Source organism: Aquimarina litoralis, assembly GCF_039523995.1.
In the GTDB taxonomy this organism is placed as follows: Bacteria; Bacteroidota; Bacteroidia; order Flavobacteriales; family Flavobacteriaceae; genus Aquimarina; species Aquimarina litoralis.
The window spans coordinates 462,152-479,071 of sequence record NZ_BAAAGE010000003.1; the positions used below are offsets into that span (position 1 = coordinate 462,152).

General features: G+C 32.1%; 12 protein-coding genes. 8 read left to right on the plus strand and 4 right to left on the minus strand.

Features of this window, described 5'->3' with window-relative positions:
* Positions 1-2: 2 nt before the first annotated feature.
* Positions 3-1,178: a M12 family metallopeptidase gene (locus ABD077_RS16420; protein WP_343913337.1), complete on the minus strand. Its 1,176-nt coding sequence runs from the start codon at positions 1,176-1,178 to the stop codon at positions 3-5.
* 45 nt (positions 1,179-1,223) lie between these two features.
* Positions 1,224-2,378, minus strand: a complete 1,155-nt coding sequence (locus ABD077_RS16425) for a M12 family metallopeptidase (protein WP_343913338.1) — start codon at positions 2,376-2,378, stop codon at positions 1,224-1,226.
* Between the two features lie 633 nt (positions 2,379-3,011).
* On the opposite strand from ABD077_RS16425, the gene ABD077_RS16430 reads away from it, so the two are divergent.
* The 4 genes from ABD077_RS16430 to ABD077_RS16445 all read left to right on the plus strand — a co-directional run bounded on the left by ABD077_RS16430 (position 3,012) and on the right by ABD077_RS16445 (position 5,518).
* A complete protein-coding gene (locus ABD077_RS16430) occupies positions 3,012-3,221 on the plus strand; it encodes a hypothetical protein (protein ID WP_343913339.1) in 210 nt (69 codons plus the stop codon).
* Positions 3,222-3,281: 60 nt separating this feature from the next.
* Positions 3,282-3,551 carry a hypothetical protein gene (locus ABD077_RS16435; protein WP_343913340.1) on the plus strand — a complete coding sequence of 90 codons (270 nt, stop codon included), beginning with the start codon at positions 3,282-3,284 and terminating at the stop codon, positions 3,549-3,551.
* Positions 3,552-3,677: 126 nt separating this feature from the next.
* Positions 3,678-5,051 carry an S-layer homology domain-containing protein gene (locus ABD077_RS16440; protein WP_343913341.1) on the plus strand — a complete coding sequence of 458 codons (1,374 nt, stop codon included), beginning with the start codon at positions 3,678-3,680 and terminating at the stop codon, positions 5,049-5,051.
* Between the two features lie 86 nt (positions 5,052-5,137).
* Positions 5,138-5,518, plus strand: coding sequence for a hypothetical protein (locus tag ABD077_RS16445; RefSeq protein ID WP_343913342.1), 381 nt, complete (start codon positions 5,138-5,140; stop codon positions 5,516-5,518).
* A gap of 418 nt (positions 5,519-5,936) precedes the next feature.
* Here the strand turns inward: ABD077_RS16445 and ABD077_RS16450 are convergent, their stop codons facing one another.
* The gene (locus ABD077_RS16450; RefSeq protein WP_343913343.1) at positions 5,937-7,187 is read right to left on the minus strand and encodes a PepSY-associated TM helix domain-containing protein; all 1,251 of its coding nucleotides are present in this window, start codon (positions 7,185-7,187) and stop codon (positions 5,937-5,939) included.
* A gap of 64 nt (positions 7,188-7,251) precedes the next feature.
* On the minus strand, positions 7,252-9,582 hold the full coding sequence (locus tag ABD077_RS16455) for a TonB-dependent receptor (RefSeq protein WP_343913344.1): 2,331 nt from the start codon (positions 9,580-9,582) through the stop codon (positions 7,252-7,254).
* 237 nt (positions 9,583-9,819) lie between these two features.
* Here ABD077_RS16455 and ABD077_RS16460 point away from each other — a divergent pair, with 237 nt between their 5' ends.
* From ABD077_RS16460 to ABD077_RS16475, 4 genes are all read left to right on the plus strand, one after another.
* A complete protein-coding gene (locus tag ABD077_RS16460; protein ID WP_343913345.1) occupies positions 9,820-11,730 on the plus strand; it encodes a discoidin domain-containing protein in 1,911 nt (636 codons plus the stop codon).
* A 31-nt stretch (positions 11,731-11,761) separates the two neighbouring features.
* Entirely contained in the window at positions 11,762-14,644 is a 2,883-nt protein-coding gene (locus ABD077_RS16465) for a glycoside hydrolase family 9 protein (protein WP_343913346.1), read from the plus strand.
* Between the two features lie 767 nt (positions 14,645-15,411).
* On the plus strand, positions 15,412-15,747 hold the full coding sequence (locus tag ABD077_RS16470) for a hypothetical protein (RefSeq protein WP_343913347.1): 336 nt from the start codon (positions 15,412-15,414) through the stop codon (positions 15,745-15,747).
* Between the two features lie 45 nt (positions 15,748-15,792).
* The gene (locus tag ABD077_RS16475) at positions 15,793-16,914 is read left to right on the plus strand and encodes a Gfo/Idh/MocA family protein (protein ID WP_343913348.1); all 1,122 of its coding nucleotides are present in this window, start codon (positions 15,793-15,795) and stop codon (positions 16,912-16,914) included.
* The last annotated feature ends 6 nt before the right edge of the window (positions 16,915-16,920 follow it).

A 16,920-nucleotide genomic window follows, 5' to 3' on the forward strand; every position in this document is an offset into this window, starting at 1 on the left:
CTTTAATTAATATTAGCCGTTTTTGTAGACCAAATTGCTTTTCCTGTACCAGATCTAAGTACGATATTACCGTCGTTTTGTAAGATTAGTTTAACATTATTATTACCCCCAGTTGAGGATGACCATGTAGGTCGATTATTTGTGTTGTATAAAACTAAATTACCATTACGTTGCATAACCAATCTGTTTGAAGAGGTACCTGCGGTTTTACTTTGCCAAACTATTTTACTGTCTCTAAAAGCAACAAGATTACCATTTGACAAAATTCGGAAATATGTTCTTCCATCTTTTGAATTTAAAAACTGACCTTTACGCAGTACCCTGCCCGTTTCAAGAATATCATTAAAGTACATTCTTCTTACACCTTCGATATCTTTTGGAGATAAAGCTCTCCTATTGACATTGTAAATTGATCCATTTTTTCTGGTAATCGTAGGCTGCCCATTTTTACTAAAAAAATAAGGTCCATACATCATAATGCTACCTATGTCGAAAGGCGAATATTCGTTACCATCAGCATTGAAGATTTGTGGATACGAAAAGAAGTTAAATCTTGCATTATCTTGAATATTATTAAAGTTTATGGTAATAAATTTATCTCTATCCTTTCTGCTTTGCTCGTGCCATAACCCTACAGCGTGTCCTATTTCATGAATAGTATTACCGGTTGAGCAAGCAGCAGAAAGAGTAATAAATTGTTGTCCACCTATCATTCCAACGCTAGAGGAACACCCTGACCCGCTTCTAAAAGTTACATAATTAGGCTGATTACTTCTTCTTACAAATTTTATCTTAGTTTTTTGCTCCCAATGTTTGATGGCATCAAAGATCCTCTGCTTATTTGTAAGGGTTGACTGGATATTGTAAAATACGACGCCTCTGGGCCATCTGTTTTTAGTTCTGCCTGTAGCTTTTTGGTTTACTTTTTTTACTGGGATTATAATATCTCCATCTAAAATATAATTATCTTCTATTCGTTCAACTTTAAGATTTTTGCCATTATAAGTTATAGTTTCAATTGTTCCGAATTTTTCGGGAAATGCAATTTCGGAATTTTTATTTGATACAGTCTGTAAGTTATCTGTATTTTCTGTAGTATAGGAATCAATTGGTTCGCTTTCACATGAAGTAAACGTTACAAATGACAGAAATAAGATTTTTACTAAAACACGTTTCATAATAGTTTAATTTTTATTTATTATAAATCATAAATTTTCAATATTTTAGATAAGCTTCCCTCTTCTCATTGACCAAATAACTGTACCGGAACTAGAAATAATAACCATATCTCCATTATTTAAGAGAGCTAGCCTACTGTTAGGATACCCGTTAGTTCCTGAAGCCCAAGTTGGTCTATTATTGATGTTATAAAGAACTAAATTACCATCACGCTGCATTACAAGTCTATTAGATGTAGTCTTATTTGTTCTTGTTGACCACACGGCTTTCCCATCTCTATACATAACCACATTTCCGTCATTCTGCATTTTTAGATAATTTCTTCCATCTCTAGAATTTCTAAAGTTCCCTTTGTTTAATTTGTTACCAGCAGTTAGAAGATTGTTAAAATACATTCTACGTACGCCTTCTTTATCTTTCTGAGACAAAATTCTACTATTTGCATTGTAAAGTGATCCGTCTTTTTTAGTTATTGTTGGCTTACCGTTTATGCTGAATGCAAATGGATTATACATCATTATACTGCCAAAATCGAAAGCTGTATACTCATTTCCTTCTCCATTGAAAAATTCATCATAACGTGTAAATTGAGATCTTGTGATAATATCTGAAGGTAAATTTTCCCAAAGAATGTTCACATACTTATCTCTGTCTTTTCTATTTTGTTCGTGATATAAACCTACCGTATGTCCAATCTCGTGTATTACACTAGCTGTAGAACAAGAATTGCCTAAAGTGATAAATTGTGGAACACTAATCATTCCTACATTAGATGAACATCCAGAACCCTGTCTGAATGTTACGTAGTTTGGTTGATTAGTTCGCTTCACAAAACGAATTCTAGTATTTTTTTCCCAATGCTCAATGGCTGCTGTTACACGATCTTTATTGAATAAATTCGGATCTATAACATAATAAACAACTCCACCGGGCCACCTAGACTTAGTTGTACCGGTAGATTTAGATTGATCAGAAACTTCGCTAATAGGTATTATTATATCTCCATCTAGAATATAATTGTCTTCTTTTTTTATAACGGTTAAGGTCTTACCATCATAATTAATAGTTTCTATAGATTCGTTTATATCTGTGCTAGAATTTGTATTTTCGGTTAAGTCGTCCGTCAAATCCTTTTCACAGGATATTAGAGAAAAAATTAAAATTGTAAATAGTGTTGAAAACTTAAAGTAATTTTTCATTTTGAGTGATTCTTGAATGTTATTGATTAATACATTGAAAATTACATTTTCTTCTTTATGTTGTTTTTATGATTTAAATCTCCATTTTAATAAAAATGACATAAATAATCGTTTTAATAAATTAATAGGGGATCATCTATTTGTATAAAAAGCCGATGTCTTTGCAAGGGAAGTAATTCATTTTAGAATCTAATTTGCTAGAGGTTTTATTTTTAAAACTTTTTAGTTTTTTAGTAAAGTGATATTGAAGCTTATAAGATAGGTTGTTTTCAATAATGAAGAGTGTGATGTAAGAGGTTTAAATTTAACCTGAATTATAAGTTCCATTATAGTATCAATAATTAATTAACTCCCTCTCTTTTTGCAAATTTTTGTTGTTTATAATCATATGTCTTTACAGTTTATAATTTTAGCCTACAGTTGTAAATAAAAAAATCCATACGAATTCACTTATATTATTTGGTGAAATTTTTTCTTTGGTATCCTGAGAGTTGGATTTATCTAATTGTCTAGAAATGAAGGTAGATGGTCATGAATGACACAATGATGTAGAAGTAAATAAATCTCAAACAAATGAAATTAGTGCAAAACTTAATCTACCTGAGGATATAACTCCTAACTTTTGGGATTAAGATGAAATCGCATTTATTTGGCAGAGTGGTTATTAAAGAAGAGGATGGTGTTAGTTTTAATCCTGAGGATACTTTAATAAGAACTGAATTCGCAACGCTAATTAGTTTGATTATTAAACCTCGTGTAGATCCTACAGGACCCTTCAGGGTTTTTAGTGATGTAGTAGGTCACTGGGCTGCAGAAAGTATTCATCATGCTGCAAACTCCTGATATTTAATAGGTTATAATGATGGAACTTTTAGACTTAATAATAAAATTAGCAAGTTAGAAATGACCATAGCGATATCTAATGGTCTTGGATTGTCTAATGGACGTCCTTGGCAGACACAATATTTATTAGACGCAGATCTGATTCCTGAATGGGCTTTACAATCCGTGCAAAATGAAATTTTTAATGGGTTGGTAATTAATTATACGAAATGGTCAAATTTTGATCCCTATTGCGATACTGCAAAAGAGGATACTACTATGATATTTTTTCAAACATTAAACATACTTGGTAGAGCCCCGATATCATATAATACGTACATACATGATTAATTACTTAACTTCTTTAATATTAATGAGTTTTAAAAAAAATCATTTTATATAAAGCCACAGCAATTTTGGTAAAATGAAATCTGGAATTAGCTCCTAAATTTGCAAAAAATTTAAAATCATAAATTTATGTTAAACAAAAGCGGGAATTTAATTTTTGGAATAGGTATGAGTCTTTTCATTACATTTTTTTCTTCTTGTGAGAAAGAAGACCTAAGTGAGATATCGAATGGTGAATTAGGTTTAGAGTCAAATATTGAAAAAGAATCTTTTTTAAGCTGCAGTTGGGAAAATGCAGATTTAATAGATGGCAAAGGAATGTATCATAGTGATTCACAAAGGAAATGGCCCAATGCTACAGTTAAATATGTGATATCACAACAATATTTGGACGTGGATAATGCACGACCCCAAGAAATGGTTAGGACCTTGAAAAGAGCAATGAATGAGTGGACTAATAAAACTGGAATTAGGTTCCAAGAGGTTAATCCAAATACCACCTCTAGAAATGATTATACACTTGTTAAAGAATCAGCTGGAAGCAGTTCAACTCTTGGTTATGCGCCTGGATTACTTCCAATGGAACTGAAAATAAGATACAATGCCCCTTTCGGTGTTTACTTACATGAATTAGGACATGCCATTGGTCTTTATCACGAGCAACAAAGACCGGATAGAGATCGATATGTCACTGTCCACCCAAATTTAATTAATAATCAGTTATATAAGATTCCTTCTAGACAATATGTAGTTCATACTCCTTTTGATTTCAACAGTGTGATGTTGTATTCATCGTCTGGGTATTATGGTGATTACAACATGGTAAGGGCTGATAATGGTCAACCTTTTGTTTCTAACGGGTACTCTAACGGAGTTTTATCTCAGGGAGATATTGACGCGGTAAAGGCTATGTATTTTTCTAGTTTGCCAGAGGATGTCTCTTCAAATTATTGGGCCTATAATGAAATAGCCTTTATGTGGCAAAATGGTTATATAAGAGGCAGTGATGGAGTTAACTATAGGCCTAATAATAATTTAACTCGGGCTCAGTTTGCTTCTTTGATTAGCAGTATTATTAATCCGCCTGCTATAAGAGGAGATAGAAATTTTACGGATGTGCCTTCTAATCATTGGGCCAAAGCAGCTATATCCAAGGCTGTAAGAGGTGGATATTTATCCGGTTACAATGATGGTTCGTTTAAACCAAATAGGAATGTATCAAAACTAGAAATGACAATTGCTTTAGCTAATGGTCTTCGATTATCAGGTGGTAATAGTAATCATTTACTTTCATTTTCAGACCGTTCACAAATTCCATCTTGGGCTAGAGCCTCTATTCAGAATGCAACAGCGAATAAACTTGTAGTTAATTATCCTAATAAATCTTATTTCAGACCAAATAATAGTGCTACAAGAGCGGATGCGGCTATGATATTTTATCAGACACTAGTAAGATTAGGTAAGGCTCCTCGTAGAAATAATCCTTATATAGTACTACCGTAATTAATGCTCTGATTTCGGATTACGTAGTGACCTAAGAGCTTTATGCTCTTAGGTTTTTTATTTGAAGAAGCTAAAAATCAAAGGCGATGTCTAAAAAATGGATTAGAACCAAGGATAAAGAATATACTTTTTTTATTGGTAAAGAAAAAATTGGGGCTATGACTCTTTCTGTCAATTCCTTGAATATAAATGCATTTTTTACCATAAACCAAGACAGATATCTGATTAGAAAAAAAGGGTTTTGGCAACGAAATATAATCGTGTGTAATCAACGTGGGGAAACGGTAATTAGAGTGTATCCCGATAAAATGTTTGCTCACTATTTTAAATTAGAGTATTGTTCAAAAACTATTGAGTTAATTATTAGAAATAATCCTCTGTCAGAATGGGTTGTAATTGAGAATGGTAACGAATTGATAACCTATAGTTTAATGAGATGTTATGGTGAAAAAGGAATTAAAATCTAAGCCAAAACATACAATAAAGATTATATTCTTGATTTTTTATTATGATTCTTATTTCTCCCTATTGCGAATGATAATATGGGAAAGGAATTCATGTTTAGTAAAGATAGAACATACCAAATTACTAGTGATTTTTAACTCTTATTAATTTTAACAAAGATCATTTTAAGATAACTTTTTAATATCACCAAAATTGAAGTGGATAGAAAGTTTAAGAATAAATTGGTGAAAACCCAGAGGTTTCTTTCTGTTGTAGAATGTTTGTTTTTAAAAAGATGCTAATAAATTGACTTGATTTACACTCCTTTCCATTCATTATAAGGCCTTGTCTATTATTGAAATTAGTAATTAGCTATTTTTATATTAAATTCCTACAACTCATTAAAACGATGATGTTTCTGTTGTAAAAGATTGATTTTTATTATTTATGATTGTTAGATGATGTTTTACGATTTTGAAACTTTTCTACAACCAAAATAAGAAGAACCGAAAGGCCAAATAGGGGAAATACTATAGCCAATAGAGCTATAACAAAAATGACGACGGGAGAAACCACAAAGCTCTTAGGCACTTTAGGAACCATCCATTTTCCAGCAGGTTTTCTGGAGAAATAAGAAAATATAGCAGTAATACTTGAAATTGTCAAAAGGATAGCGCTAAATAACATCAACCACCAATTCCAAGGACCAAATTGTCCTTGATGAAAAGCCATTACCCACATTCGACCACGCATTAATACGCCAACCTCATTCCAATTTTGATGTAAACTCAAATTGCCCGTATATTGATTAAAATGAAATTTTTGTTGTAGACTAAGGTCAGGATAGTAAGTGTTTCCTACGCTATAGACACCATTAGGCCCTTTCGGAAAATCAATCCGAACTTCTCCAGACAGGTTTAGTGTTTTAGCCTTCGCAACGATCTTATCTAACGATATTTTCTTATCATTTGAAGGCTCTTCTATTCCAATCCCCATCCAGGATTTGGGAAATCCAGTTCCAGTGACCTTTTGTACTGTCTTAAAATTACTTCCTACTACCTCAGTCCAAGGGAAGGCTCCAGCTAATACCAGTAATAATAGCCCGGATATCCAAAAAGCTGTTATTGCGTGCAAGTCACGGAGAAGTACTTGTTTTCCTTTTTTCCATCTTGGGATGAAGAACCCTTGCAATCTCCAGTTTCTAGCAGGCCACCAAATAAATATACCAGTTAGTAGAAGCACGACCATCCAACTGGCAATAAGTTCAACTACCAACGTCCCTGTAGAACTAAGTAATAATTCACCATGCAGTTTCCTTACCGTATACATAAGACCATCAGTAGCAGTTATTCTTCCGGTTGGCTCATTGGTGTAAGGATTTATATAGATACTTTTTTTATGTCCAAATCTTCCGGAAATAAACTCTGTTGCCTGTGTATTTTTAGTGGAAACCAACATTGCATTATGAGATTTTCCTAAGATGGAATCTGCTACTCTTTTCTGTGCTTCGTAACTGAAACTGGTATGTAGAGGTTTTACCGCCTTAATAGGCTCGCGAGTTGGTTTTTCATAAATATCTTTAAAAAGATAAATACATCCGGTTATCGCCAATAAAATTATAAAAGGCGCTGAAACTAGACCAGCAATGACGTGCCATTTCCAAAGCCATTGATTAAGTTTTTTGTTTTTCATGGTTTTATGATTTAAAACTACTGCACATTATATGTTCAGTAGGCTTTGAATTACTTCTAAGAGATTAAAGGTGCACTTTTATCCCGACATGAAATGACCTTGGGTTTCCAATCGTAAAACTGTTTTCATTGCGAAATCGATTATACGAAGCCCTTGCAGAATAAAGGTCATCAAATATATTTAAGAGATGCCCCCATACTTCTAAATTTTTATATCGATAGGTAGCCCTTAGATTAAAGATATTATGTCCATCATAAGTAGCTGTCCCTGTAGTTCCATCCTCATTTTCGACTTGATTTTCAAAACTAGTATTGTATTTACCTATAAGTTCGTGTTCGGCTGTGACACTAAAATCTTCAAAGGGTCGGTATGTGATTAACGATGTTCCTAATAAATTAGGTGCAGTTTCTCTATCGGTGTCTGAGTAGTCTATTCCTGCATCAAAGAATGTTACATATCGATGAAATGCATAACTACCGTTATGGGTAATTGATAATTTTTGAGTAGGAGAATAGGTTAGACCATATTCGATACCGTAAGAACGTGTTTTACCAGCATTTGTGTTAAAAAAAGCATCATCGTCATCACGTAAGGTAATCAAGGTGTTTTTACCTTCTAACAGATAAATAGCTGTGTCAAAATTCCATTGCTCATTTAGGTTAAAATAGCCTCCGATTTCATAATTATCATAGGTACTGGGCTTAATATCCCTAAGTTCATTTCTATTGCGATAAAGTGTTGATACTTGTGGAGGCGTAAATCCTTGTGAATAATTAATATATAGTCCAATACCACTTTCAAAATTATAGTTCATTCCTAATTTTGGAGCCCAATTTTCATAATCATCTGTCGAAGACGGAACTCCTACTTCTGGAGTGCGATTTAGATAATTGTATTCAAAACGATCATAGCGTAAGGCAGCAGTAACTTTTAACCGCTTTATGGGTTCAATTTCGTATTGAAAAAATCCTGCATAGTTAAGAATATCTGCCTCGTAATTAAGGATGAAATCACCTTCTCTAATATTAAAATCTATATTACGCCCAGATTCAATATCTACAATAACATCTGTTCTTTTGGATGTATAGTCTTGGGGAGAGTAATCCACTGTACCACCAATAATAAGCGACGAATTATTAACGTTTAGCGCAACTTTATGCTGTACTAAAGCCATGTAACTTTTAAATTGATTTGAGTTTACCTCTCCAGAACCAAAACCAGTCAATGATCCCATTTCACGAAATTGACGTATACGAAACGAAGGATTTTGATCCATTCTATTATCTCTCAATACCGCATTAAAAGTTGTCTTATGAGTGTCATTCCAATTTGCCGTTAAAGTGCTTCTCAATCTAAACGCCAGCGCATCTCTTTCTGTAAAAGTCTGATCACTTTCAAAATTACCTCCAAAATAATCATCTTCTGTCAATGATCCAGACATATCAGAGCGATAGTCTATCAAATCAAATACGTTAGTCCACTCAAATTTTGATGATAAAGTGTACACTGTTTTAAAGGTTAAAGCAAATTTTTCATAATCACTATGCTCAATTGGCCCATTATTACGATTCACAAAATGCGAACCTAGATAAAAGCCAAATTTATCACTAGCCTGGTCTGAAACTTCAAAATCATAACGGCTCAAACCGATATCATTAATTTGGTATCCTAACGTTGCGGAAAATTCTGGAGATGGAGTTTTTGTTATAAAATTAAAACTTCCTCCAATGGATTCGCTACCATATATACTCGAGGCAGGACCTTTTAAAACCTCAATACGGCTATATGAAATATCATTCATTTCTAATAGTGCATTATGGTTGAATACTGATGTTGGCCTTACTTGTAATCCATCTTCTAAATAAAGAAACAATGCTCTTGTTGAAATTGGAGAACGAACAGCCATAAAGTGCTGTTCATTACTTGCTGCTCTTGAGGTAGACATAAAAACTCCTGATACCTGATTAACTAATTGGTCAATTCCAAAAGCTTTGGTCTCCTTTATGGATTGGCTATTTACAATCCCAATTGCTGCGGGAACCTCAGAGCGGAACTGTTTTTCTCGGCTAGCCGAGACCACCACTTCACTGAGTAATGAATAATTATCGATAAGTTTTATCTCTAATATAGTAGATTTTTTACTGACCTCTGCAGATAAGGTTTGGGGCGTGTAACCCAAAAGAGAAACATATAATTTATAGATCCCCTCTTTTAGCTTTATGGTGAAACGCCCTTGACTGTCTGTGGTAGCACCTTTGTTAATTTCAAGGACGGTAACATTAACATCCTTAAGTGGGATGCCATTTTGAGTTGTAATGATTCCTTCAATTTGCTGAGCTAAACATAGTTGAGTACTTAAACAAAATAAAACTATTACTAATTTATGAATTTTCATTATCTGATTTAATTTAGTATTTGTATAAAATTTATATAATTAAATGAAGTATAATTTAAAGTCAGATGACTTCTTTAGTTGTGTAGTACTGCGCGAAGCTAAATAAAAAAAGCAGAAGGTTTTGATAATTCTAATTTGAAACTAGACTTAGTATCATTTTTTTGATAATGATGTTTTTTTATGAAAAATTAAAATTGTGGATGAATACTATCTTTAAAGGAAATAAAATTTAAAAACATGAAATTTTTTACTTTACTACTGCTATTGGTGTGTTTTTCTATGAATTCACAGGGGATTAATGCTGTTAATGCGAGTTCTTCGCTATGGCCAAAAAAGAATGTCATTGACAGAAATAAAAATACGGTATGGAGCAGTAAAATCCAACCCTCACCAACCAATAAACAATGGATATCTATCCAGTTTAATAAAGCAAAGAAAATAAATTTTGTTAAGCTTAGTCCGAGATATATAAATGGTTTGGCTTACGGTTTTCCAAAATCTTTTGTAATACGTTATAGGAATAACTCGAGATGGATAAATATAAGAACAGAGAATAATTTTCCTAGAGCCAGACGAGGTGATTTTATAATTTTACCACTATCTAAAACAATAACTACAAACTCTATACAAATACTAGCGACGGTATTAGGTAATGATAATGAAGGTAATAACGTTTTTCAATTAGCTGAGTTTAATGGAGGGTTTCACCAACATTTTCAGTCTAGATTTAAATATATAGGTGGTAATTCCCCATTTAAATCAAGAGGTACAAATGAAATCAGAAATGTGGGATCAAGCAATTTTAATCCTAATAAGCTCAATGTATGGCATTATGATATTAGAAAACCTTTAATGAATAACATAAATGCTCCTAACTATTATTCTCCTTCTATTGTAAAAAACGGTAAGACGTGGAACATATATTATGGAGGTTTTGATTTCGCTAATTATGATCAGGATAACATATATCTCACTACGTCCAATGATGATTTTTTATCGTTCAAGGGTAAAAGTCATGTTATAAGTAATGTAAATTATAGGCATGCTAATAATTGCTCTGTAATCAAACAAGGTAATTCTGATTGGAAAATGTTATATACAGCATATCCTTTAAATGGAAAGAACAAGCCTCATTATGGTACATCAACCAATGGTGGTCGATGGGTCTTTAATAAACCTATTACAATGAGTAATTATCCAAGATGGGCTCAAACAAATTCTGATGGAGGAAATGTTTTATATTTTGAAAATGGAACCTACCATTTATATTTTACTGATTATAATTACCCGGATGCAGATTTTAGAGTTCATCATGCTACAAGTACTAATTTTATAGATTATAAATATAAAGGGGTGGCTAAAAATATTGATCGAATTGCTACTGATATGAAAGCATTCAGGTTCAATAATAGAAAGTATTATTTACTTGGTACACACAGAAATATTTCTAATGTACAGCTAACTGTTAGTACTAATTTAAACTCTTTTGATAAGCCATTTGTCTTCGAAAGAACCTTACCCACGTCTAATTTTCCAAAGGATAAGAACATCGCAACTTTAGGTTTTGTTACTAACGGTAACAGATTGTATGGATATATGTATGGTTCATCGTTTAAAAATTCTTTAACAGATAATAAGATTTATGCTAATTGGCTTCAGAAGAAGGTTATCTTCCAGAATAAACACGTTAGGTGGGGTGATCAGGCAGATGCATATGGACCGAATAGAGTAGAGTTATATATGAATACCCAGATAGAGACCGGTAATTTTTATATCTATGATAGTGATGGAACCACACTATTGTACAAAAGCCCTTTGGTAACAATGAAATCAGGTGATATTTGGCATTATTTAAACAATAATAAATCATCCGATTTGATAGTTGATTATGCTGATGATATATTAGAAGATGGTTTTGATTTATTAGAACCTTCTATTAATCATTATGTTACTAATAACTCAGTTTATTTAGAAACTAATGAAGACATTCAGAAGATAGAAATTTATGGTATCACAGGATCGCTATTGAAATCCGTGGAAAACAATGACAAGTATATTAACATTGATGGATTAAATACAGGTATTTATATTCTAAAGGTATATACAGATAGTAATTCACATACGCTAAAATTTATTATAGACAAGTAAAACTCTTATTAACCTAAAAATAAAGAATAATATGTTACGTAATTCAATTATTTATTGTTTGCTGAGCATTTCTATGTTTTCTCTGAAAGCTCAGGATATCAGTAAATTTATACATGTAGACCAATTTGGTTATTTACCAGATATGGAAAAAGTAGCTGTTCTAAGTAATCCTAAAATAGGATTTAATAGCCATCTTACTTATCAAGCGCCTTCTGATATCGAAATTAGAGATGCAAAAAATGATCGTATAATAATGACTGTCAAACCAAAAAAATGGCAAGGAGGTCAAACACATGATCAATCCGGAGATCAGGGTTGGTGGGTTGATTTCAGTTCACTAACCGAAGAAGGAGATTATTACATTATAGATACTAAAAGAAATCAAAGATCAGCAGTTTTTAGCATTAATAAAAACGTATATAATAGGGTGATGCGAGCAGCAGGTCGTATGTTTTATTATAATAGATGTAATAGTCCTAAAGAGGAGCCTTATGCAGAAGGATGGGCTGATAGAGATAATTTTTCTCAGGATAGAAGAGCTAGGTTTGTTTTTGATCAATCTAATGTTAACAAAGAAAAAGATCTTTCAGGCGGGTGGTTTGATGCAGGAGATTACAACAAGTACGTCACTTTTGCTAGTAGAGCTATTCATGACTTATTATCTGCCTATGAAGAGAATCCGAAGGCCTTTTCTGACAATTGGAATATTCCTGAATCTGGAAATGGTATTCCCGATATTATAGATGAAATAAAATGGGAGTTAGATTGGTTGAAAAAAATGAACAATCCGGATGGGAGTACAATCATAAAAATTGGAAGTATAAAAAACTCAAGAGGAGAAGTTGAAAATAAAAAATCTCCCCCAAGTGCTAATAATGACCTTAGATATTATGGACCTACCTGCACATCTGCCTCTATTGCGATAGCAAGTATGTTTTCTCACGCAAGTAAAGTTCTGTCTAAATTCAATTCGTTAAAACCTTATGCAAATGATCTAAGGAGAAGAGCTGTTGTTTCATATGACTATGTGACATCAAAAGTTATTAATAATCGATTAGAGACTAATTGTGATGATCAAACAATTAGAGCAGGTGATGCAGATCGCACTGTTGAAAGACAAAAAGAAGAATATCTAATAGCTTCAATTTATCTTTATGAAGCTACATCCAGCAATAAGTATAATAAATACATAAAAGAAAATGTACCTAAACTTAAGACTATAAAGGGAGGTTCGTGGGATTCCTATAAAAGAGATTTGCACGATGCATTGATTCTTTATTCACAATTGTCAAATGCAGATCAAGAAATATCCTCATCAATTTTAGAAACATTACGAAAAAAAGTAATATTTAACGGTGAAGGTTATTTTGGATTTAACAAACGTGATCTGTATAGGGCATTTCAACCTAATAGATCTTATCATTGGGGGTCAAATAATCCCAAGGCGGGTTATGCCACTGTTAATCAGCAAGTAATCAATAGTAAAATATTTTCATCAGACAATTCTAAATTCGAAAATTATATAAGTGAGGTTATACATTATTTTCATGGTGTTAATCCTTTGGGTTTAGTGTATTTGTCAAACATGTATAGTTATGAAGCAGAAAGAAGTGTAAACCAAATAGTTCATACTTGGTTTGCTGATGGAACGGATTACGATCATGCTCTTGATAGTAAATATGGTCCTCCTCCAGGTTTTGTCACAGGTGGGGCAAATAAAGATTTCACATTACCACGTTTTACTCCTCCCTACGGTCAACCAGCACAAAAAAGCTACTTGGACTATAATGATAAATATCCTAATCAAGCCTATGAGGTCTCAGAGCCAGCAATTTACTATCAAACTTCTTACATTAGGATGTTGGCTAACAGAGTAACAGTAGAAGAAGATGATCAGAAAAATAATATAACAATTAGAGCAATTGGAAAATCTGGAAAAGAAAGGATGAGTTTATTAGTAGATAATAAAGTTTTGAAAACTTGGTCCGTTTCAAAAAATTGGAAAAACTACGTGTTTAATGGAACTCTGCCAAATGGGGAGATAAAAGTAAGATTTGATAATGATATAAACGAATCTGACCTTAGAGTAGATTATGTAAAGTTTGATAGTACAATTGTTCAATCAGAATCAAGAGCTATTAATACCGGTGCTTGGGACAAAAAAACTAAAAGTTGTGGTGAAAGCTTTTCTGAATGGTTACATTGTGAAGGTTATATCAGTTTTGGGAATCCAATTAATAATTCTAATAGGAGTAAATTGATAATTAAAGCAAAGGGTGACACAGGAGAGGAGTTATTAGCAGTATTAGTAAATAATAAATTAAAGAAAGATATCAGCCTATCCAATGAATTTAACTTCTATGAAGTTTCTGGTATTAAGACGAGCGATGGATTAAAATTAGCATTAAAGAATGACAATGGCCCTCGAAATGTATTAATTGATTACATAATTAATGACAATGTATTAATCCAAGCAGAAAGTAGAAATGTTAATACCGGATCTTGGAATTCTAATCTTAATAAATGTGGAGTACCTAATTCAGAATGGTTACATTGTAATGGATTTATAGATTTTGGTAATAGTCGTGAAAGGAGTGAACAATCTTTTGAAAGTGGGAATAACAGTCCATTTTTGGAAACCGAATCAAAAGTGTTATTTACTCTTTTTCCTAATCCATCAGATGGGAAAAGACTAATATTAGAAATCAATAAGAAAATAGTAGATCCAATTAATGTTTCAATTTTCGATGTTCTAGGTAAGAAAATAATAGACTTTAAAATGGAGACAAAATTCCATGATGGTAACAAACTCGATATATCTAATTATTTTAAAGGTTTAGATTCAAGTCAATACTTCCTTAAAATTCAATATGGAAAAAATAGTCAAACACTTCCGTTAGTTATTAATAACTAATTATAATAAACTAATACAAAAAACTCTCGTTTTAACGAGAGTTTTTTGTATTAGTTATATGTAGTTTTAAATTCATAATTTTCAATTCGGAACTTATGCATAATTTGATAAATCCAAGAAAGATCTTTTCTATGCCATATGTATTTTTAGTTAGTGCTATTTTGATTATATGAATTTCGTTTTGTGTGCTATATTTAAACGACTACAAACGTTTAAAAGAGTGTAATATATGCCCATCACATATCTTAAACATTTCCTGAAAAGTATTTCCAAAAGAATTTACTCCAGCTCTTCAAAAAATTTCTTCAAAGTCAATCCATGGATATCAAGTATTCGAATTAAGGATTCGATCGTAAAATTATGACCCGCCTCAACTCGCCAATAAGTCTTGCGCGGCAGATGATGATCTGTGGCAAAAGTTTCATAACTGGTATAGCCAGCTTTTAGTCGCAATAACTTTACCTGTTTACCTATACGTTGAATTTGATCTGGTTTGTTTATATCATTCTTAGCTCCAATTTTATACTTTTTACCAGTACCTAAATTTGTGAGGAGATTACAATAGCAATGTTTTTTAAATAATAACTGATTAAAATCATTATTTCTACAATAATGATTTTTTCTGAAAAACTAGAATAACCTAGAATAACTATTTTGCATATAATACTTACTAAAATACTCAATATAAAAACTTATTGTCAAAAATCAATGTATCTATAATAATTTTACTTGAGGAAATTCTAACTGTTTAAAAGAGCTAATGAAATATGTATGATAACAAATTACCAAGATTTTTAATTTCTCAAATTGGAGTTAAAAAAGGAACGTATCAAGATTACAGAAAATGGGTAACCTGCACTTTGTACTCTAGTGTCGCAGAGTTTATATGTTTAGATTATGTCGGTGCATTTAGTACAACAAATATAAATATGACATTTTATTTCAAAAGAGAAACATGGATAGGATCACTTACTGTTAACAATTGTGATATATACGAAATGGATCCTTTAAAATTGCTCGAAGAAGCCTGGGATTATTATTCAAATTATCTTGAATGGTTGGATACACAAATAAACTCGTTCGATAAAACAATTTCAAATTAAATTGATATGTAACTATATTTAAAAAGGTTAATATTATAATTCAGGATGATTATCAAATATAAAATACTCTTTACTCTAATATTTAGCTGCTTATTTAGCGTACAAAGTTTTAGCAAAGAAGTAAAGAAACCGTTAAAAGTTGGAATAATAGGTTTAACACATACACACGTACATTGGATTTTTGGTAGTGAATCAAGAGGAGACATTAAAATTGAAGGCATTGTTGAACCTAATCAAAAACTTGCTAAAAATTATTCTGATCAATATAATTTCTCTTTGGATATTGTTTATTCTTCAATTGAAGAAATGTTTAATGAAGTAAATCCCGAAGCAGTGACAGCGTTTGGAACAATCTACGAACATTTAGAAGTAGTAGAAGCCGCTGCACCTAGAGGAATACACGTGATGGTTGAAAAACCTCTTGCTGTAAATATGGAGCACGCATTAAAGATGAAAAGTTTAGCAAAAAAACACAACATCCATTTACTTACTAATTATGAAACCACTTGGTATCCAACTACTCATAAGGCCTACCAATTAGCCAAGAATGAAAATTTTATTGGGGATATTAGAAAAATTATGGTGAATGACGGACATAAAGGACCTAAAAAAATAGGTCTAAATGAAGAATTCTTGCAATGGCTAACAGATCCTATACAAAACGGTGGAGGAGCTGAAACCGATTTTGGTTGCTATGGTGTGAACATTTTAACTTGGTTTATGGATGGAAAACGTCCTGAAAGTATAACAGCAATATTAAGGCAATTCCAACCAGAAAATAATCCAAAAGTAAATGATGAATCCATTATTTTACTTAATTACGATAATAGTTTGGCTATTATACAAGGTTCTTGGAATTGGCCAATTGGACGAAAAGATATGGAAATTTATGGCGAAAATGGTGTAATCTATGCTGATAATAGAAATGATCTTCGGATACGTATATCAAAAGGTTATGACAAATATGAAGAACAAGTGATGCATTTAAAAGAACGAAATGCTCCTTATGATGATCCCTTTGCACTTTTAGGTGCGGTAATAAGAAATGAAGTGCAACTTAATGAGTATGACTTAAACTCCATAGAAAACAATATACTTGTTGTAGAGATTTTAGACGCTGCAAAAAAAAGTGCTAAATTGAATAAAACTATTTATATGGATAAATAGCAATTG